Annotated in this window: 18 protein-coding genes; 10 read left to right on the top strand and 8 right to left on the bottom strand. The window is 62.7% G+C overall.

Annotation, left to right across the window (positions count from 1 at the left end):
- Positions 1–79 precede the first annotated feature (79 nt).
- Entirely contained in the window at positions 80–985 is a 906-nt protein-coding gene (locus tag AB4Z25_RS23275) for a DMT family transporter (protein WP_112538771.1), read from the top strand.
- Here the strand turns inward: AB4Z25_RS23275 and AB4Z25_RS23270 are convergent.
- The gene (locus tag AB4Z25_RS23270; protein WP_442209314.1) at positions 982–2,346 is read right to left on the bottom strand and encodes a Xaa-Pro aminopeptidase; all 1,365 of its coding nucleotides are present in this window, start codon (positions 2,344–2,346) and stop codon (positions 982–984) included. The two genes, AB4Z25_RS23275 and AB4Z25_RS23270, sit on opposite strands and share 4 nt — an antisense overlap.
- 260 nt (positions 2,347–2,606) lie before the next feature.
- On the opposite strand from AB4Z25_RS23270, the gene AB4Z25_RS23265 reads away from it, so the two are divergent.
- Together AB4Z25_RS23265 and AB4Z25_RS23260 are read left to right on the top strand one after the other, a co-directional pair.
- Positions 2,607–6,077 (top strand): indolepyruvate ferredoxin oxidoreductase family protein, encoded by a 3,471-nt coding sequence (locus AB4Z25_RS23265; protein ID WP_442209312.1) that lies wholly within the window; start codon positions 2,607–2,609, stop codon positions 6,075–6,077.
- A gap of 84 nt (positions 6,078–6,161) precedes the next feature.
- Entirely contained in the window at positions 6,162–7,325 is a 1,164-nt protein-coding gene (locus AB4Z25_RS23260) for an isovaleryl-CoA dehydrogenase (protein ID WP_442209310.1), read from the top strand.
- Between the two features lie 11 nt (positions 7,326–7,336).
- On the opposite strand, the gene AB4Z25_RS23255 is transcribed toward AB4Z25_RS23260, so the two are convergent.
- Both AB4Z25_RS23255 and AB4Z25_RS23250 read right to left on the bottom strand, forming a co-directional pair.
- A complete protein-coding gene (locus tag AB4Z25_RS23255; protein ID WP_442209308.1) occupies positions 7,337–7,696 on the bottom strand; it encodes a type II toxin-antitoxin system HicB family antitoxin in 360 nt (119 codons plus the stop codon).
- Entirely contained in the window at positions 7,693–7,947 is a 255-nt protein-coding gene (locus AB4Z25_RS23250) for a type II toxin-antitoxin system HicA family toxin (protein ID WP_442209306.1), read from the bottom strand. Before AB4Z25_RS23250 ends, AB4Z25_RS23255 begins: the two co-directional genes overlap by 4 nt.
- Before the next feature lie 66 nt (positions 7,948–8,013).
- On the opposite strand from AB4Z25_RS23250, the gene AB4Z25_RS23245 reads away from it, so the two are divergent.
- The 7 genes from AB4Z25_RS23245 to AB4Z25_RS23215 all read left to right on the top strand — a co-directional run bounded on the left by AB4Z25_RS23245 (position 8,014) and on the right by AB4Z25_RS23215 (position 15,380).
- The gene (locus AB4Z25_RS23245; protein WP_442209305.1) at positions 8,014–9,621 is read left to right on the top strand and encodes a carboxyl transferase domain-containing protein; all 1,608 of its coding nucleotides are present in this window, start codon (positions 8,014–8,016) and stop codon (positions 9,619–9,621) included.
- 7 nt (positions 9,622–9,628) lie between these two features.
- Positions 9,629–11,608: an acetyl/propionyl/methylcrotonyl-CoA carboxylase subunit alpha gene (locus tag AB4Z25_RS23240; protein WP_442209303.1), complete on the top strand. Its 1,980-nt coding sequence runs from the start codon at positions 9,629–9,631 to the stop codon at positions 11,606–11,608.
- Positions 11,605–12,462, top strand: coding sequence for a hydroxymethylglutaryl-CoA lyase (locus AB4Z25_RS23235; RefSeq protein ID WP_442209301.1), 858 nt, complete (start codon positions 11,605–11,607; stop codon positions 12,460–12,462). Before AB4Z25_RS23240 ends, AB4Z25_RS23235 begins: the two co-directional genes overlap by 4 nt.
- Before the next feature lie 2 nt (positions 12,463–12,464).
- Positions 12,465–13,244 (top strand): crotonase/enoyl-CoA hydratase family protein, encoded by a 780-nt coding sequence (locus AB4Z25_RS23230; protein ID WP_442209352.1) that lies wholly within the window; start codon positions 12,465–12,467, stop codon positions 13,242–13,244.
- Positions 13,245–13,322: 78 nt separating this feature from the next.
- Entirely contained in the window at positions 13,323–13,694 is a 372-nt protein-coding gene (locus AB4Z25_RS23225) for an antitoxin Xre/MbcA/ParS toxin-binding domain-containing protein (protein WP_112389052.1), read from the top strand.
- Positions 13,687–14,205: an RES family NAD+ phosphorylase gene (locus AB4Z25_RS23220; protein WP_442209351.1), complete on the top strand. Its 519-nt coding sequence runs from the start codon at positions 13,687–13,689 to the stop codon at positions 14,203–14,205. Before AB4Z25_RS23225 ends, AB4Z25_RS23220 begins: the two co-directional genes overlap by 8 nt.
- A 173-nt stretch (positions 14,206–14,378) precedes the next feature.
- Positions 14,379–15,380: a LacI family DNA-binding transcriptional regulator gene (locus AB4Z25_RS23215; protein WP_442209349.1), complete on the top strand. Its 1,002-nt coding sequence runs from the start codon at positions 14,379–14,381 to the stop codon at positions 15,378–15,380.
- Between the two features lie 34 nt (positions 15,381–15,414).
- Here AB4Z25_RS23215 and AB4Z25_RS23210 read toward each other — a convergent pair whose 3' ends face one another.
- Genes AB4Z25_RS23210 through AB4Z25_RS23190 form a run of 5 tightly spaced genes read right to left on the bottom strand, consistent with a single transcriptional unit; the run spans position 15,415 to position 19,234 of the window.
- Positions 15,415–16,206 carry a transporter substrate-binding domain-containing protein gene (locus AB4Z25_RS23210; RefSeq protein ID WP_442209299.1) on the bottom strand — a complete coding sequence of 264 codons (792 nt, stop codon included), beginning with the start codon at positions 16,204–16,206 and terminating at the stop codon, positions 15,415–15,417.
- A gap of 22 nt (positions 16,207–16,228) precedes the next feature.
- Positions 16,229–17,146, bottom strand: coding sequence for a N(4)-(beta-N-acetylglucosaminyl)-L-asparaginase (locus AB4Z25_RS23205; RefSeq protein ID WP_442209298.1), 918 nt, complete (start codon positions 17,144–17,146; stop codon positions 16,229–16,231).
- Positions 17,147–17,155: 9 nt separating this feature from the next.
- Positions 17,156–17,890 (bottom strand): amino acid ABC transporter ATP-binding protein, encoded by a 735-nt coding sequence (locus AB4Z25_RS23200; protein ID WP_112388839.1) that lies wholly within the window; start codon positions 17,888–17,890, stop codon positions 17,156–17,158.
- Position 17,891: 1 nt separating this feature from the next.
- A complete protein-coding gene (locus tag AB4Z25_RS23195; RefSeq protein ID WP_112388840.1) occupies positions 17,892–18,563 on the bottom strand; it encodes an amino acid ABC transporter permease in 672 nt (223 codons plus the stop codon).
- Positions 18,563–19,234 carry an amino acid ABC transporter permease gene (locus tag AB4Z25_RS23190; RefSeq protein ID WP_442209296.1) on the bottom strand — a complete coding sequence of 224 codons (672 nt, stop codon included), beginning with the start codon at positions 19,232–19,234 and terminating at the stop codon, positions 18,563–18,565. The genes AB4Z25_RS23195 and AB4Z25_RS23190 overlap by 1 nt, the downstream gene beginning before the upstream one ends.
- Positions 19,235–19,309 lie beyond the last annotated feature (75 nt).

Here is a 19,309-nt window from a genome sequence, read left to right as displayed (position 1 = left end):
AGGGCTATTCCTCGCATTGTCAACGGTGCCGGGTCTTGCTAGGCCGTGGCACCCCAACGCATTCCCATCGCAGGCTTCCATGTTCTCCAGATCGACCGATGAGGCGCCTTCCCCGCTGGTGGGAATTGCCCTTGCCTGCATCGGCTATTCGCTGTTTGCCATCCAGGACGCCGTCGTCAAGTGGCTCGTGGCAGACTATGCCGTGCCGCAGATCCTGTTCATCCGCAGCGTGATGATCGTCGGCTTCTCGGCCTTCTTCATCCACCGCAACCGTCATCCGTCGATCCTGAAAAGTCCGCACCGGAGTTCGGTTTTGCTGCGCGCCGTTCTGATGCTCGGCGCCTGGCTTGCCTACTACTCCGCGGCCCGCCATCTCGGGCTCGCCGAAATCACCACGATGTATTTCTCGGCACCCGTCATCACCGTCGTGCTGTCGATCTTCATCCTGCGCGAAAATGTCGGGCCGATCCGCTGGCTGGCCTGCATCGGCGGCTTCATCGGCGTCGTCCTGGCGGCTAACCCCGCCGAAGCGCCGAGCCTCATTCCGGCCGGCATGGTGTTCTTTGCCGGCTTCTGCTGGGCGTGGAGCACCATCCTCGTGCGCCTCGTCAGCCGCACGGAAAGCACCGTCAACCAGATGCTGGCAACCGGCGTCCTGTTCATCATCGTCTGCGGCGCCGCACTGCCCTTCGTCTGGAAAACCCCCGATGCTTTCGGATGGGTGCTGATGATCGGTCTCGGCTGCATCAGCGCGGCCGGTCAGTACATTCTTTACGAAGGCTTCCGCTACGCGCCGGCCTCGACACTGGCGCCGATCGAATATAGCGGCCTGATCTGGGCTTTCCTCTATGGCTACCTGATCTGGGCCGAGATCCCGACACTGAATGTCGTCGCCGGAGCGCTGCTGATCGTCGGCTCCAGCCTCGTGCTGATCTGGTGGGAGCGGCGCCTCGTGATTATTTCAAGACGCCGGCTCACAGCCTAGTCGCGAACCAGCACATGCCTTGACTTCAGCCAAAATGGCGGGAGATAGAGCGGCGTCGATGACAGCGGCAGGATGCTGTCCTTGACCGCGACACCCAGCTTGTCCGCCATGAAGCTGCGGCGCGCTGCGATGCGCGCATGCATGGCCGGATAGCGCTGCCTGATCTCTTCCCTCAGTGCCTCGTCGGCAAATGCAACGGCATCCTCGCTATTCAGCGCCCAGCCCGCGGGCATTGGGCCCGGGATCACATCGACCTGAAACGGCATGCCGGAGCGGAGCCGATCCGTCGATCCCGGCTGTACCGGCGAATGCAGCCATTCCTCATGGCTGCCGAGATGGCCGGGGTTGAGCGCGGAGTTGAGCCCCGCCGACTTTAGCTTGCCGGTCACCGCCTCGAAGAGCGCGCCGCCGGTGACACCGATATCCGATGTTTCGTACCAGGTGATCAGCGCCTCGAAATAGGCCTTTGACGGCTTCAGGAAATCGTGGTCGTGGTCAGCAAGCAATCCGGCGCGCGATGAAAGCGCGCCCCAATAGCCGAGCGCTGTCGTGACGCCGTCGCCGCGCTTCAGCTTTCGCGCCGACGGGCTGCGCAGGCCGATGATGTGTTCGCCCTTGCTGACCGAGGCAAACATGGTGTGGACGTTGAGCGGATCGCCTTCATAACCGAGCCGTCCCAGCGCCTCGAATTCCGTATCGCCTTCGCGCACGCCCGAAACGACCCGCCAGAGCGCCGTCGAGCAGCGTGCCGCCGCCCATTCGAAAGCCGCGAGCTGATCGACGTCGACGACGGAACGCAAGCCGTCCTGCGGATGCATCAGCACTTCGGTTCGATCGACGAGCTTGCCGCTACTGCCGATGGTGCGGCTCAGGATCTTCACAATGAAGTCAGGAACGAAGAAGCTCTGTGCGTAATCGTCATCTTCTTCGGCAGATAGATATTTCCAGCCAACCAGCCCGACGCTGTCTCCCGCCTTGATGCCGACATCCTTGAGACGGTCGGCAAGGCGCGGGTTTTGCGAGCGGTCCTGGCCCATCAGGCTGAATGTCTGCGCCCGCATCACCTCGATGCCGGGCAGCCGGGCGAGCGCCGTATAGCTTTCGGATTCATTGCCGGTGATGATCACTCGCTTGCCGCCTTTGCCGAGCAGCAACAGCGCCTCCTCGAAACGCGGCTCGAATCCGGAGAGGAACATGATATTTCCGAAATGCTCCCGGTCGGCATAGACGACGAGCCAGTCCGTCCCGGCATTCTTCACCGCTGCGTCGGCGCGCGCGGCATAGGTGGCGGCGGGAATCTGTGGCTGTTCGCCGAGCGGACCGAAATCCGGCAGGGCGATGGGTGCGAGCGAAATGGTCATGTTTTCCTCCGATGCGCCCGCTCCAAACCGGGCTCGACGGATATGGCGAGATGGCGGCCGCAAGGTCAATCGGCAAAGGCCACCCATTGCAAAAATGTCGTGATGGCACATTCTAATTTTCGAATGATGCGCAACCGCGCCATTCTTGGCCCGGAAATTCCGCAACCGCAGTGCTACTATCGCGTTACATGCCAAGGGAGCGGAAGAGGAGCCCTCCCCAGGCGTCATGGTTCACCACTGCGATCTCGGGAGGAGAGCAGATGCTGGCGACGAGTGTATCGCTCGACGATAAATATACGGCCGAAGAAGGCCGGGTCTTCATGTCCGGATTGCAGGCGCTGGTTCGCCTGCCGATGACCCAAATGCGGCGCGACCACGCCGCCGGGCTGAACACGGCTGCCTTCATATCGGGCTATCGCGGCTCACCGCTCGGCGGCTACGACCAGCAGCTGATGAAGGCGCAGCGCTATCTCGACCAGCACCAGGTTACCTTCCAGCCCGGGATCAACGAGGATCTTGCCGCCACCGCCGTCTGGGGCAGCCAGCAGGCAGGTCTTTCGCCGGAAGCCAACAAGGACGGCGTTCTCGGTATCTGGTACGGCAAGGGTCCGGGCGTCGATCGTTCCGGCGACGTGTTGAAACATGCCAATGCGGCGGGCACTTCCAAGCACGGCGGCGTGCTCTGTTTTGCCGGTGACGACCACGCGGCGAAGTCCTCCACCGTGCCGCATCAGACCGATCATGATTTCATGTCGGCGGTCATTCCGGTTCTATACCCATCGTCGATCCACGAATTCATCGAATACGGCCTGCTCGGCATCGCCATGTCGCGCTATTCCGGCTGCTGGGTCGGCATGAAATTCATCGCCGATACCGTCGAGACGACCGCGGCCGTCGATCTCTCAGGCGAAAAGCGGCAATTCGTGATCCCGACTGATTTCGAGCTGCCGCCGGGTGGGCTCAACATTCGCTGGCCGGACCCGCCGCTGATCCAGGACGACCGGCTGCAGACCTACAAGGCCTATGCGGCGATTGCCTTTGCCCGCGCCAACCGGGTCGATGAAATCACCCATGATGCGCCGCATGCCCGCTTCGGCATCATCTCCTCGGGCAAGGCCTATGAGGACGTGCTGCAGGCGCTGCGCGAGCTGGAGCTCGGCCGCGCGGAGATGGAAGCGATCGGCATCCGCATCCTGAAGATCCGCATGCCCTGGCCGCTGGAGCCTGAGGCCGTCCGGCATTTCTCCGAGGGTCTGGACGAGGTGCTCGTCATCGAGGAACGCCGCGAGATCATCGAGAACCAGATCAAGCAGCAGCTCTTCAACTGGCGTTACGACGTGCGCCCACGCATCGTCGGCAAGTTCGACGAGCATGACAAACCCTATCTCAGCCTCTCGGCGGCGCTGACGGTCGGCGCTGTTGCCCGCGCCATCGCCGGGCGCATCCTGAAACTCGACATGGACCCGGCGCTGCACCGGCGGATTTCCGACAAGCTTGCCTATCTCTCCGAGCGTGGCCAGATCAGCCGCAGCCATGTGCCACCGCTGCAGCGCACGCCGTTCTTCTGTTCCGGCTGTCCGCACAATACCTCGACGCGCGTGCCCGAAGGCAGCCGCGCCACGGCCGGTATCGGCTGCCATTACATGGTCACCTGGATGGACCGGAATACCGAGACCTTCACGCAGATGGGCGGCGAAGGCGTGCCGTGGACGGCGATCTCGCGCTATACCGACGAAAAGCACATGTTCGTCAATCTCGGTGACGGCACCTATTTCCACTCCGGTATTCTGGCGGTGCGCCAGTCGGTCGCCGCCAAGGTCAACGTCACCTACAAGCTGCTCTATAACGATGCCGTCGCCATGACCGGCGGCCAGCAGATCGACGGCTATATGACGCCGCAGCTGATGACCAAGCAGCTTTACAATGAAGGCGTCTCGCCGATCTATCTGCTTTCGGACAATCCGGATGCCTATGTGGCGCCCGAGCTTGCGCCCGGCGTCACCGTCCTGCACCGCGATCATCTCGATCCCGTCATGCTGAAGCTGCGCGAAACGCCGGGTTGTTCGGCGATCGTCTACGTACAGACCTGTGCTGCCGAAAAGCGCCGGCGCCGCAGCCGCGGCCTGATGGAAGACCCGGCCAAGCGCGTCTTCATCAACGAGGCAGTCTGCGAAGGCTGCGGCGATTGCTCGGTGCAGTCGAACTGCATTTCCGTCGAGCCGCTGGAAACCGAGTTCGGCCGCAAGCGGCAAATCAACCAGTCCACCTGCAACAAGGATTTCTCCTGCGTGAAGGGCTTCTGCCCATCCTTCGTTACCGTGAAGGGCGGCGAGCGCAAGAGGCGCAAGGCGGTCGAGCCCGTCGATGCCGACATCCCGATGCCTGTCATCCCGGAGATCGGCGACCGTCCCTGGAATATCGCCATCGCCGGCGTCGGCGGCACCGGCATCCTGACGATCGGCGCCGTCCTCGGCATGGCCGCCCATCTCGATGGCAAGGTGCCGATGATCCTCGACATGGCCGGTCTCGCCCAGAAGGGCGGCGCGGTGATGAGCTATCTGCGCATCGGCCGCGCGCAAAAGGACGTGACCTCGCCGCGCATCGTCAATGGCGGTGCCGATCTGCTGCTCGCAGCCGATGATGTCGTCGGCGCCTCGAAGGATGCGATCACGCTCTGCAAGAGCGAGCGCACGACGGCGATCGTTAATACCGGACTGATGCCGGTTGCCGATTTCGTCCGCAACCGCGACTTCGATTTCAAGACCGGCTCGGTGATGCACACGATCGCCAAGACCGTCAGCGACCGCTCGGTCTTCCTCGACTTCAGCCATGCGGCGACTGCGCTGACCGGCAATGGCATCAACACCAATATCCTGCTCACCGGCTTTGCCTGGCAATCGGGCCTTGTGCCGCTGTCGCTTGAATCGATCGAAAAGGCGATCGAACTCAATGGTGTCGCCGTCAAGACAAGCCGGGCGTCGTTTAACTGGGGGCGCCTTCTCGCTCACGATCCGGACGCCGTGCGCGCCGCGATGGGTGAGAAGGAGCAGCGCAAGACGCTGGCCGACATGTCCTTTGCCGAGGTCGTCGCCCATCGCAAGGCGCATCTCGCCGCCTATCAGGACGAGCGCCTTGCCACCCGCTTTGGCACCTTCGTCGAGCGTGCTAGGGCCGCAGCCTCAAAGGCTGGGCTTTCGGACAAGATACCGTTTGCCACGGCCGTCACCTATGCCCGTGTGCTCGCCTACAAGGATGAATATGAGGTGGCGCGGCTGCTGACCGATCCTGCCTTCGAGGCGAAGATGCGCGAGGAAATGGAGGGCGACTTCCGCCTCGTCTTCAATCTCGCGCCACCGGTTCTTTCGGGCAAGGACCCGAACGGCCGCCCGAAGAAGCGGGAGTTCGGTGCCTGGATCCTGCCGCTGCTGCGCGGTCTGGCATGCTTCAAGACATTGCGCGGTACAGCATTTGATCCGTTCGGCTACCTGCATGAGCGCAAGCTCGAGCGCCGGCTGATTTCGGATTACGAGGCGGTGGCCGCCCGCGTCCTCGCAAAACTCAACGGCAGCAACGAAGCGGAAGCGCTTGCCATTCTGACGCTGTTCGATGAGATTCGCGGCTACGGGCTGGTCAAGGAGGCGGCCGCCCGCACGATCATGGATCAGATCGACAAGCGTCTGAAGGCTTACGAGACGACGGGAGAGCCGGCACGCATGCCGGACGCCGCATAGTTGGTGGCGACGAGCAATTCCAACAAGGGTGCGAAGCGGTTTTGCGTCCGGAATTGTGGACTGGGTCTAAGGGAGAGAGGCCGGATGTATTCAGGTGGCTTGAGTTTTGCGCTTGGCGAGGAAATCGAAGCGCTGCGCGACGCCGTCAGGCGCTTCGCCAGCGAACGGATCGCGCCGCTGGCCGACGAGACCGACCGCAACAATGCCTTTCCGATGCCGCTCTGGCGCGAGCTCGGCGATATGGGCCTTCTCGGCATCACTGCCGCTGAAGAGTATGGCGGGGCCGGCCTCGGCTATCTCGCCCATTGCGTGGCGATGGAGGAGATCAGCCGCGCCTCGGCCTCGGTGGCGCTGAGCTACGGCGCCCATTCCAATCTCTGCGTCAACCAGATCAATCGCAACGGCAATGCCGGACAGAAAAGCCGCTATCTGCCAAAGCTGATTTCTGGCGAGCATGTCGGCGCACTTGCCATGTCCGAGCCTGGAGCCGGTTCCGACGTGGTCTCTATGAAGCTCAGAGCCGAAAAGCGCGGCGACCGCTACGTCTTGAACGGCAGCAAGATGTGGATCACCAACGGTCCCGATGCCGATGTCCTCGTCGTCTATGCCAAGACCGATCCCGAAGCCGGCCCGCGCGGCATCACCGCCTTCCTGATCGAGAAGGGTTTCAAAGGCTTTTCCACCGGCCGGAAGCTCGACAAGCTCGGCATGCGCGGCTCCAACACGTCGGAGCTAATCTTTGCCGATTGCGAAGTGCCCGAGGAAAATGTGCTCGGCACGGTCGGCGGCGGCGTGAAGGTGCTGATGTCCGGGCTGGATTACGAGCGCGTCGTGCTCTCCGCCGGCCCCCTCGGCATCATGGCCGCCTGCATGGATATCGTCGTGCCCTACCTGCACGAGCGCAAACAGTTCGGCCAGGCGATCGGTGAGTTCCAGCTGATGCAGGGCAAGCTCGCCGACATGTATGTGACGATGAATACGGCCCGTGCCTACGTCTACGCCGTCGCATCCGCCTGCGATCGCAGTGAGACCACCCGCAAGGACGCCGCCGGCTGTATTCTCTACGCCGCCGAAAAGGCAACCACCATGGCGCTCGAGGCCATCCAGGCGCTCGGCGGCAACGGTTATACCAACGACTATGCTGCCGGCCGCCTGCTCAGGGATGCCAAGCTCTACGAGATCGGCGCCGGAACCTCCGAAATCCGCCGGATGCTGATCGGCCGCGAACTGTTTGCGGAGACGGCATGATGGGTTTCGCGCTAGGTTCTAACGGTGCTCGACGTAGATTGCGCATCGCGCGTTGCCGCTTCGCTCAATGTGTCGGTGATCCACTGATTGACCGATTGAGCTTTGTTGCCGGCGGCGCGAACGACCTGTTTGTGAAGGCCGGGCGACATCCGCAGCGAAAGGTTTCCGGAGAAGGGTTTTTCGGGTTCTTGCTTCGTCTCGGCGCAAAAGGCCAGATAGTCCTCGACGCTGTCGTGGAACGCCTTGACCAGATCTTGCGCCGTCTCGGCCTCGAAGGTCACGATGTCCTTGATGCCGACAACGCGACCGTGAAAGACCATGTCGTCTTCGTCGAACTCGACCGACCCGGTATATCCCTTGTAGGCTTTCATGGCTGTATTCCCGAATTTGTCAGGAACTCCCTGACCGTACGTACCACGTATTTCTTCGTATCCGGCGACGGATGCGGGCGGTGGATCAAGAGCGATGAGCCGCTGAGCGTGAAACGCACACGCGACCCGCTGCCTTCCGAAACATCCGCACCCAACGCAACAAGCAGAGCCTCAATGTCGCGCCATTTGATCGATCCGCTGACCGGTTCCGAAAATATTGCGTTGAGCGTATTGCGATGGGCCTTGTGCAAGTCAGGTCTCCCCAGTCCCGATCTGCGATTATGGTATCATAATATGGTATCACCGGGAGGCGGTCAATGACCGTACTCAAATCCGAAATCTCCACCAATTCCGAAGCCTTCAAGGTGAATCGCACGGCGATGCAAGAAGCCAGCAAGCTCGTCGACGAAGCCGTTCGTGTTGCCGCCAATGGCGGTGGACAGGTGGCGCGGGAGCGGCATGTCGGGCGCGGCAAGATGTTGCCCCGTGATCGCGTCATGGGGCTGATCGATCCCGCGACGCCGTTTCTTGAGGTGGCGGCCACGGCGGCGCATGGGATGTATGATGGCGATGCGCCGTCGGCAGGATTGGTCACCGGGATCGGCCGGGTGATGGGCCGTGAATGCATGATCGTTTGCAACGATGCGACGGTCAAAGGCGGCACCTATTATCCGATGACGGTGAAGAAGCACCTGCGGGCGCAGGAGATCGCCGCGGAGAACAATCTACCCTGCATCTATCTCGTCGATTCTGGCGGCGCCAACCTGCCGAACCAGGACGAGGTTTTCCCGGATCGGGATCATTTCGGCCGCATCTTCTTCAATCAGGCAAACATGTCGGCGGTGGGAATTCCGCAGATTGCTGTTGTCATGGGCTCGTGTACGGCCGGTGGCGCCTACGTGCCGGCCATGTCCGACGAGACTATTATCGTCGAAGGGCAGGGGACGATCTTTCTTGCCGGCCCGCCGCTGGTGAAGGCCGCGACCGGCGAGATCGTCACCGCCGAGGATCTCGGTGGCGGCGATGTCCACACCCGGCTCTCGGGCGTTGCCGATCATCTGGCGCGCGACGACATCCATGCGCTGGCGCTGGCCCGCCGCAGCGTTGCGGCGCTCAATCGTTCCAAGCGGACGGAGATCGAGCTTCAGGCGCCGGAGCCGCCGCTCTACGACCCCTCGGAGATCGCCGGGATCGTGCCTTCCGATCTGCGCACGCCCTATGATGTCAGGGAGGTTATCGCCCGCATCGTCGATGGCTCGCGCTTCGACGAGTTCAAGGCGCGCTATGGCGCCACACTTGTCTGCGGCTTCGCGCATATCCACGGCATGCCGGTCGGTATCATCGCCAATAATGGCGTGCTGTTTTCGGAATCGGCGCTGAAAGGCGCGCATTTCGTCGAGCTCTGCTCACAGCGGAAGATCCCGCTGGTCTTCCTGCAGAATATCACCGGTTTCATGGTTGGTCGGAAATACGAGACGGAAGGCATCGCCAAGCACGGTGCCAAGCTGGTGACGGCGGTGGCGACCACAAATGTGCCGAAAATCACCATGCTGATCGGTGGCTCCTTCGGCGCCGGAAATTACGGCATGGCCGGCCGCGCCTTCTCGCCGCGCTTCCTCTGGACGTGGCCGAACAGCCGCATCTCCGTCATGGGCGGCGAGCAGGCGGCTGGCGTACTGGCGACCGTGCGCGGCGAGGCGCTGACGCGCGCCGGCAAGCGGTGGACGGCAGAAGAGGAGGCTGCCTTCAAGCAGCCGGTGCTCGATCGCTTCGAGAGCCAGAGCCATCCGCTCTATGCCTCTGCACGGCTCTGGGACGATGGGGTCATCGACCCGATGAAGAGCCGCGATGTGCTCGGCCTGTCGCTGTCGGCGGCGCTGAATGCCCCGATCGAAGACACGCGCTTCGGCCTGTTCAGGATGTGAGGCTGCCATGTTCGACAAGATACTGATCGCAAACCGGGGTGAGATCGCCTGCCGTATCATCCGCACGGCAAGGCGCTTGGGCGTTCGCACGGTTGCGGTCTATTCCGACGCCGATACCGGCGCGCTTCACGCGGAAATGGCTGACGAGGCCTATCGCATCGGCGGCGCGGCGGCGCATGAGAGCTATCTGTCGATCGAGCGCGTCATTTCGGCGGCGGCCCGCTCCGGGGCTCAGGCGATCCATCCGGGCTATGGGTTTCTCTCAGAGAATGCGGAATTCGCCGAGGCTGTCGAAGCGGCCGGCATGGTATTCATCGGCCCGCAGCCTTCCGCCATCCGTGCCATGGGCCTCAAGGACGCAGCCAAACGGCTGATGGAACAGTCCGGCGTTCCTGTCGTGCCCGGCTATCACGGTGACAATCAGGATCCTGATTTCCTGGCGGCAAGGGCGGCCGAAATCGGCTTTCCGGTGCTGATCAAGGCGCGGGCGGGCGGTGGCGGCAAGGGCATGCGTCGTGTCGATCAGGCGCAGGATTTTTCCGCCTCGCTGGAAGCGGCGCGGCGCGAGGCGGCGGCTGCATTCGGCGACGACGCCGTGTTGATCGAGAAGTATCTCCTGCGGCCGCGCCATATCGAAATGCAGGTCTTCGGCGACCGCCACGGCAATGTGGTGCATCTCTTCGAGCGCGACTGCTCCCTGCAGCGCCGCCACCAGAAGGTCATCGAGGAAGCGCCGGCCCCCGGGATGACGGCGGAGATGCGCCGGGCCATGGGCGAGGCCGCGGTCCGTGCCGCCAAGGCGATCGATTACCGCGGCGCCGGAACGGTGGAGTTCATTGCCGACGTTTCCGACGGTCTCTGGCCGGATCGCTTCTTCTTCATGGAAATGAACACTCGTCTGCAGGTGGAGCATCCCGTGACCGAGGCGATCTCGGGCGTCGATCTCGTCGAGTGGCAGCTGAGAGTGGCGGCGGGCGAGCCGCTGCCGAAGAAGCAGGCCGAGCTTGGCATCAACGGCTGGGCCTTCGAGGCGCGCATCTATGCGGAGGATGCGGCGAAAGGCTTCCTCCCCGCGACCGGCAAGATCGAGCGCCTTCAATTTCCCGAAAGCGGAGCGAGGATCGATGCAGGCATCAGGGCCGGAGACCGGATTTCGGCGCATTACGATCCGCTTATCGCAAAGCTGATCGTCCATGGAGACAATCGCCAGGCGGCGCTGTCGGGTCTGCGGAACGCGCTCGAGGCATCGCGGATCGAGGGAACCGTCAGCAATCTGGCGTTTCTCGCCAATCTGACGCGCCAGGAGGATTTTGTCAGCGGTCATCCCGATACCGGCCTGATCGAAAGGAACCTCGACAGCCTGACGGAGGTTCCGGCGCCAAGCGGATCGGCCATCGCGCTTGCGGCGGTCCTGTCGCTCGACATGCCGCGCGGCGGCAGCGATCCCTGGGAGACGCTTGGCCACTGGCAGCTGTGGAGCGAGATGCAGCGCATCGTCACCCTGCAACATGCGGGCGAAACGCTGAGCCTTCGGGTTATCGCCCGCGGCTTCGACATGTTCGCGGCCCATAACGGCCAGCGTGTCGTCCCGGTCAGGATCGTCAGCCGTGACAATGGGCGCATTCATGCCGAAGCCGATGGACGCCAGATTCTCGTCGAAGCCCGGCACTATGGACGGCAGCTTTCGCTCCGGCTCGATGGCCTGACGCACGTTTTCGAATTGCCCGATCCGCTCGAGGCTGCAGCCTCCGAAATCGCTGGCGGCGACCGGCTGGTGGCGCCGATGCCCGGGTTTATCAAATTGGTCCGGACGGCCGAAGGCGAGTCCGTTGCCAAAGGGCAGCCGCTGATCGTCATGGAGGCGATGAAGATGGAGCTGACGCTGACCGCCGCCCGCGATGGCGTGGTGGAAAGCGTGGCGGTCAGCGAGGGGCATCAGGTTTCTGAGGGTGCGGTACTGGTCAGCCTGAAGGCGCTCGGGGAATGAGGCCGCGCCGCGTCTCGATCGTCGAAATGTCGCCGCGCGACGGTCTGCAGAATGAGACGCGCTTCGTCGAGACCAGCGATAAGGTCGCGCTCGTCGATCTCCTCTCCGGCTGCGGTTTCGAGCGCATTGAGGTGACGAGTTTCGTCAGTCCGAAATGGGTGCCGCAGCTTGCCGATGCTTCCGATGTGATGGCACGCATCACCCGCCGCCGCGGCATCCGCTACGCGGCGCTGACACCGAATATGAAGGGCTTCGAAGCGGCGCTGGTAGCAAAAGCCGATGAGATCGCGATCTTCGCATCGGCCTCCGAGAGCTTTTCGCAGCGGAATATCAACTGTTCGATCGCCGAAAGCATCGAGCGTTTCAGGCCCGTCGCGGAAGCGAGCCGGGAGCACGGCATTCCCATGCGCGGCTATGTCAGCTGCGTCGTCGAATGCCCGTACGAGGGCATGGTCGAGCCTGCGGCGGCGGCCGATGTGGCGCGCCGGCTCCGCGACCTCGGCTGCTTCGAGATCAGCCTCGGCGACACGATCGGCCGGGGACGGCCTGAGGCGGTCGACCGCATGCTGGCGGAGGTGCTGGAGGAGGTCCCGGCGGATCGGCTGGCTGGACATTTCCACGATACGGCGGGCCGCGCGCTGGATAATATCGATGTGGCGCGGGAGCGGGGGATCGCGGTGTTCGACGCATCGGCCGGCGGTCTCGGCGGCTGCCCCTATGCGCCGGGCGCCAAGGGAAATGTCGATACGCTTGATGTCGCCCGCCATCTCCAAGCGAAGGGAATAGAGACGGGACTGCTTCTGGACCGGCTTGCGGAGGCCGCGAGCCTTGCCAGAAGCCTGAGGAGTGAATGACGATGCCTGAAACGCTGAAAGTCGCCATCGAGAATGGCATAGCGCGCCTCACGCTGGCGCGGGGCGAAAAGCACAATGCGCTTTCGTCCGCGATGATGGACGAGTTGGTTGCTGCTTCGAGAGAGATCGGAGCCGATCCGGCGGTGCGGGTCGTCGTGCTTGCTGCGGAGGGCAAGAGCTTTTGCGCCGGTGGCGATCTCGGCTGGATGCAGCAACAGTTTGCCGCTTCACGGGCTCAGCGTATGGAGGAAGCCCGCCGCCTGGCAACGATGTATCGCACACTGAGCGATCTGCCGAAGCCGGTGATCGCCCGGGTTCATGGCAACAGCTTCGGCGGCGGGGTGGGGCTGCTGGCTGTCTGCGATCTTTCCGTCGCTGCCGATACTGCGCGTTTCGGCCTGCCCGAAGTGCGGCTCGGCATCATTCCGGCGACCATCAGTCCGTTCGTCGTTGCGCGCATCGGCGCGGCTGCTGCGCGCCCGCTGTTTCTCTCCGGTAAACCGATCGACGCCGGGGAGGCGCGGGCTATCGGTCTCGTCGATCGCATCGTTGCTGTCGAGGAGCTGGACCGCGCTATCGAGGTCGAGGTCAGCCATTTCCTGCAAGCCTCGCCCGAAGCGGCGGCACGCGCCAAGGTGCTGGCAAAGTCGCTGGCACCGCCGATCACCGATGCTTTGCTCGAAAGCGTGATCGGTCAGCTTGCCGATGCCTGGGAAACGGCTGAAGCACATGAAGGCATTGCGGCCTTCTTCGAAAAGCGCAATCCGCCCTGGCGGGCATGATATGCTTTGCGCTTGAATTGGTCGAAAACTGAGCCTATTTTGATAAGCGGTTGATCAATTTACGCCAAGGTGACGATGATGGCAGCTCTGAGCTTCGATGTTGCAGCCGCGCGTTACGGCGACGGCCAGTCTGCATTTCTTTCCGCGCGCCGCGTTGCCGATCAGCTCGGCGTGACCCTTGCCGAACTTGCCCGGCTGATCGGTGTCGCCCGCAATACGCTGACGGCGAAGTCGAGTGCCCGGAAGGTTGATGGCGCGCTCAGCAATGTCGTGCGCATCCTCTCCATGGCAAGCGAGATGGCGGGTGACGACAATCGCGCCGTGATCTGGTTCAAGCACCAGCCGATCCCGGGCTGGGCAGGCAAGACCGCCTTCGATCTCGTTGGCGAAGGCAAGCCGGACAAGGTGCTTGCCTATCTGGAAGCTGTCCGGTCTGGCGTCTATGCCTGAAGGCCCTGAGGCCGGCACGCTTGAGCTCTGGCGGGCCTTCGTGCCGCGCTGGGCCTTTGCGCCACTCTCGGGTGAAGGGGCAGCGCGCTTCGGCGGCCGCTGGAACCCGGTGGGTGAGGCAACCATCTATGCGGCCTGCGAACTTTCGACGGCTTGGGCCGAATATAATCAGGGCTTCGTCCAGCATCCGGCCGTCATCGCCAAGCTTGAACTGACGGGTGCGCGTCTTGCTGACACGACGAGTGCCGCGTTTCTCGAAGCACATGCGGAAACGATTGCAATACACCGCTGCGAGTGGCGGCTGGAACTCGATGGCGGGCGCGTTCCCGCGACGCACCAGTTGCGGGAACGGCTGATCGCCGCTGGCTTCGATGGCGTGATCTACCCGTCCTTCATGTCGCCGGGCGGCCGCTGCGTGGCGCTCTGGCGTTGGAATACACCCGGCGCGCCGAAGCTTAGCGCCGTCGATCCCGAAGGACGCCTGCCGAAAACCGCTGCGTCCTGGCTTTAGCGCTTCCGGCGTTCCAGGCAGGCATTTCGCCACCTAAGGAACTGACCCATTTGGGCCAGATTGCGAAGCGCGGCGCAATCTGGCAGTTTGGGCTGAAAATGGCTGGTATTTCGCATGGCCAGGATGGCAAGCTTGCGGTATCAGGCCGGAAGAAGGTGGGGAAGCAACTGACGATGAAAGCACCGACTGGCCGTGATGCCGCTCCGACGATTGCCGATGTTGCGCGGCTGGCCGGCGTTTCCCGCGCTGTCGCAAGCCGGGCCCTTTCGACCGAGCCGCGGCCGGTATCCGCCGACAAGCGCGAGCGCGTCATCGATGCGGCCAATGCTCTCGGCTACAAGCCGAATCTGCTGGCCCAGAGCCTGACCACCAAGACGGTCAATCTCGTCGCCGTCGTCGTCAACCACATTCACGATCTCTCCGACCTCGACCTGTTCGACCGCCTAATCGATCAGATCCAGGCGATCGGCAAACAGGTCATCCTGGTGCGCATCGGTTCGGTCGCGCGCGTCGAAGAGTTCCTCAGAAACGGCGTCGCCTACCATGTCGATGCCGGGTTAGTGTTCTCGGACTTCGCGGATGCGACCACCGTGCGGCGGATGTTCCGCTCCGATCTGGTGGTCATGCTGAACGGGCTGCATGACGAGCTCTCGCCCGTTGTGATGCCCGACGAAGCCGTCGGTATTTTCGAGGCGGTCGCGGATGCCGCCGGCAAGCGGGTGCGCACGGCGGGGCTGGTCACCGGCCGCGCCTCTTCGCCGGTCGAGCATGCGCGTATCGGTCTTTATCGCAAGGCTTTCGAACAGCACCGGATCGAATTGAAGCGCACGGTTCAGGGTGACTATTCCTACGCCAGCGGACATGCCGCTGCGGCCGTGCTCGCCGGTGATGATTGTCCCGATGCGATCTTCTGCACATCGGATGCGATGGCGATGGGCATTCTCGATGTCTGCCGTTCGGATTTTCCGGGCAACCGGCCGCCGCGTTTCCGGCTTTATGGCTTCGACAACCTGTCGCTGACCGATTTCGAGGCCTATCCGATCTCGTCGATCGGCTACGACAAGTCGGATTACGTCCGGCACATCGTCGATTTCATCGCCAATCCGGAGGCGTTCAAGCCGGGACAGCCGCCGATCATGGTGCCGACGCGCTTCGTGCTGCGCGCCACCTCGTAAAGAAAAAGGCCGCCCGGAGGCGGCCTTTATTGTCTTACCACTGCGGATTCAGAGCCGGCGGGTTGGCTTCAGCGCCCCACCACTTCTTGTAGTTTGCCTCATAGGCGCCCGACTGGATGTAATCGGACACGAACATGTCGAGCCAGCGGACGAATTCCGGGTCGCCCTTGGCGACGGCCATGCCGATCGGGTCGTTGGAATAGAGACCGGCAAGCGTCACCAGCGTCGGGTTCTTGGTCGCGAGATAGTCGAGCAGCGAGGAGTCCTCGATAGCGGCATCGACGCGCTTCTGCTGCAGCTGCAGCACGCCGTCAGGCGCGAACTGGTCGACATAGACGAGTTCCGCATCCGGAACGGCGGTCTTCAGGAAGGTTTCGCCCGTCGTGCCGCGGCCGACGACGATCTTCTTGCCGGCGAGATCCTTCAGATCCTTGATGCCCGCATCCTTCTGCACGATGATGCGCAGACCGGCGCGGTTATAGGGGATCGAGAAATTGACGACCTTGGCGCGCTCGAGCGTCGCAGAGGTATTGGCGATCGCCACGTCGATCTGGCCGGAAACCAGCATGGAAATGCGCGCGTCACCGGAAACGTCGGTGAATTCGACCGGAACGCCGATCTTTTCAGCCAGGCGCTTGGCGACATCGACGTCATAGCCGACAGGGTTGTTCTGGTCGTCGCGGAAGCCGATCGGCTCGCCGCCGAGCGACACGCCGATGCGGATCGTGCCGCGCGAACGGATATCATCGAGCATGCCGGCAAAGGACGGCAGAGCCGAGCCTGCGACGACAGCGATCGCAGCAATTGCGGTGAGTAAGCGTTTCATTGTTCCATTCCCTCTTCGTTGATTATGCCTGTTTCGCAGTCCGCAATTCCGGTTCGGACATCGAATCCTCCCAGAGCCAGTAGCTGATTTCGCCCTCGCATCTGAAATTCACCACCTCATGATTTCCTTTTGCGTCAACCGCATGAATGACGACGCCGGCAAGGAAACCGGTATTGAGTTCGCTAAGCTCCTCGACGGCAAGCTTGATCGCGTCGGAGAGCGAATAGCCGAGCTTCATGGCGAGCACGATGGTGCGCGAAGTCGAGCAGCGCATCGTCATTTCTCCCGTATGGGTGCAGGCGGCCGCGCCATAGCGGCTGTCGGCGTAGAAGCCGGCGCCGGGGATCGGCGAGTCGCCGAGACGGCCCGGATATTTCCAGGCCCAGCCCGAAGTCGAGGTCGCAGCATGAATGCCGCGAGCGGGATCGGCCGAGAGGAACACGGTCGTGTCGCGCACGCGCTCCGGATCGGTGATCGCCTTGCTGAGCGGTGCCAGCGGAATGTTCGGGAATTTCGCTAGCTCTTCGGCCGACAGTTCCTTTTCCAGTCTGTCCCACCAGACGCGCTTGCTGTCTTCGAACAGCACGTCGTCCTCAGGGAAACCGATTTCACTAGCAAAGCGGCGCGCGCCATTGCCTGTCAGCATCACATGCGGCAGGCGCTTCATGACTTCGTGGGCAAGTTTCGCGACCGGCAGCGTATTGGGTACGGCGCCGACAGCGCCGACGTCACGGGTCGTGCCGTCCATCACGGCGGCGTCCAGTTCCATGTCGCCGATCATGTTCGGCCAGCCGCCGAAACCGACGCTGCGAACCTTAACTTCGCTCTCGACCTTGCTGATGCCGGCAACCATGGCGTCGAGGCTATTGGCGCCGCTGCGCAGCATATCGACCGTATGGGCAAAACCCGGCCAGGCTTCTTTGTTGGCGATGAGCAGCATGAAAAACCTCTAATCTTTACGCATTTTGGAAAGGAACTGGGCAACGCGGGGCTGCGCCATACCGCCATCGGCGGCGAAAAACTGTTCGGTCGGCAGGTCGACAAGCAGCTTGCCCTTGTCGAGGAAGACGATCCGGTCGGAAATCTGCCGGGCGAATTCGATCTCGTGGGTGACGAAGAGCATCGTCGTACCCTCTTCGGCGAGCTTGGCGAGGATAGCCAGCACCTCGGCCGTCATTTCAGGATCGAGCGCGCTCGTCACTTCGTCGAGCAGTAGATAACGCGGCTGCATCGCAAGCGCCCGGCAGATGCCGACACGCTGGCGCTGGCCGCCGGAAAGCTGGGCCGGATAGGCATCGGCGCGATCGGCGAGGCCGACTGAGGCCAACAGAGCGCGGGCGGTCGCCTCGGCTTCGGCCCGCGGCTTCTTCAGAACCTCGATCGGAGCCAGGGTTATGTTACCGAGCACCGTCATGTGCGGATAGAGATTGAACAGCTGGAAGACCGTTGCGGAGCGCTTGCGCGCCTCGGCCAGTTCCTTGGGCTTGCCGGTGTCGAATTCGTCGACAAGGATCCGGCCGCCATTCAGCTTTTCCAGGCCGTTGATGCAGCGGATCAGCGTCGATTTTCCGGAACCTGACGATCCCAGGATCGAGACGACCTCACCGGGATTGATCGTCAGGTCGATGCCGTCAAGGACGGTGGTCGAGCCGAACGCTTTCTTGACGTTTTCTACTTTGAGCATGTCAGAGCCCTCTCCAGGCGCTATGAGCCCTGAGGCGGTTTTCGAAACGGGTGCCGAGAAGCGCGACGAGCTTCGCGGTCGCATAATAGAGCAGGCCGACGGCGGTCCAGACGATAAACGGCTTCAGCGTCCTGAGGTTCAGGATGTTGCCGATCTTGGTGAGATCGACGACGCCGATCACCGAGATCAGCGACGTCACCTGCAGCTGGTTGACGAGCAGCGCGATCAGCGGGCCGATCGCAAAGGCCATCGCCTGTGGCGCCACGACATGGCGCAGCACCTGCCAGCGGGTCAGGCCGAAGACGCGCGCTGCCTCGATCTGGTCGCGGCCGATGGATTCGATTGCCGAAACGGCGATGACGTAGACGAAGGCGGCGGTATTGGCCGACAGCGTGATCGTCGCGGCCGTAACAGGCGTGATGCGGATATGGAAGAGCGCCGGCAGGCCGAAGAAGACCAGGAAGAGCTGCACCAGAACAGGCGAGTTCTTCAGGAGCTCGGAGACGAAGGTAACGATCTGCAGCAGCACCGGCACGCGGTAGAAGCGCACGACGGCCCAGAGAATGCCGATCAGCAGACCGATCAGCGACGTGCCGAAAAACAATGCGACGCTGACGCCGAGGCCCTGGGCGAGCAGCACGAAATCGTAAGAGGTGAAATCGGTATAGCGCATCAGCCGACGGCCTCCATCATGTCACGGTTGAGGCGGCGGTGAAGCAGCGTGACACCAAGCGACACGAGATAGGTGAGCACAGCATAGGCAACGAGCAGCACGACATAGACCTCGAACGGCCGGTAGGTCTGCGACACGACGATCTGCGCCGAACCTGTCAGCTCGTTCAGCGTGATGGTCGAGAGGATCGACGATGTGAGGATCAGGTTGATCAGCACCGAGCCGAGCGGCCGGATCGACGTCCTGAGTGCGATCGGCAGAACGATCTTGGTAAAAGTCACCCGGCGCGACAGGCCGCTGACCTCAGCCGCTTCGATGATGCCGGGGTCGATCGCCAGGATCCCGGCGCGGATAACATCGGAAGCATAGGCGCCGCCGGCAATCGACAGCGCCACCACACCAGTCGTGAAGGCATCGATATAGATGCCGAGTTCCGGCAGGCCGTAGTAGAAGAAGAACAGCTGGACGATGAACGGCACGTTGCGGAAAATATCGACATAGACGAAGGCAACGCGCCGCAACGCCTTAGAGGACGAGGTGCGGGCAATCGCCACGAAGGCGCCCATGATGACGCTGCCGAGCAGCGCCAGGGCGCAGGCCTCTGCCGTCAGCATGGCGCCTTTGGCGAGAAAGCCGATATGCGGCAAAAGGATCGAAAGGTCGAACCGCACGATCGCTCTCCCCCAGCACGATTGAAACCGGTTTCATATTGCTGAAACCGGCGGATGCTGTCAAGCGCCGCGGCA

Source organism: Rhizobium sp. RAF36 (assembly GCF_052114105.1).
In the GTDB taxonomy this organism is placed as follows: domain Bacteria; phylum Pseudomonadota; class Alphaproteobacteria; order Rhizobiales; family Rhizobiaceae; genus Rhizobium.
The sequence above is the reverse complement of the archived record's forward strand: the minus strand, read 5'-3'. Positions and strand labels throughout refer to the sequence as shown.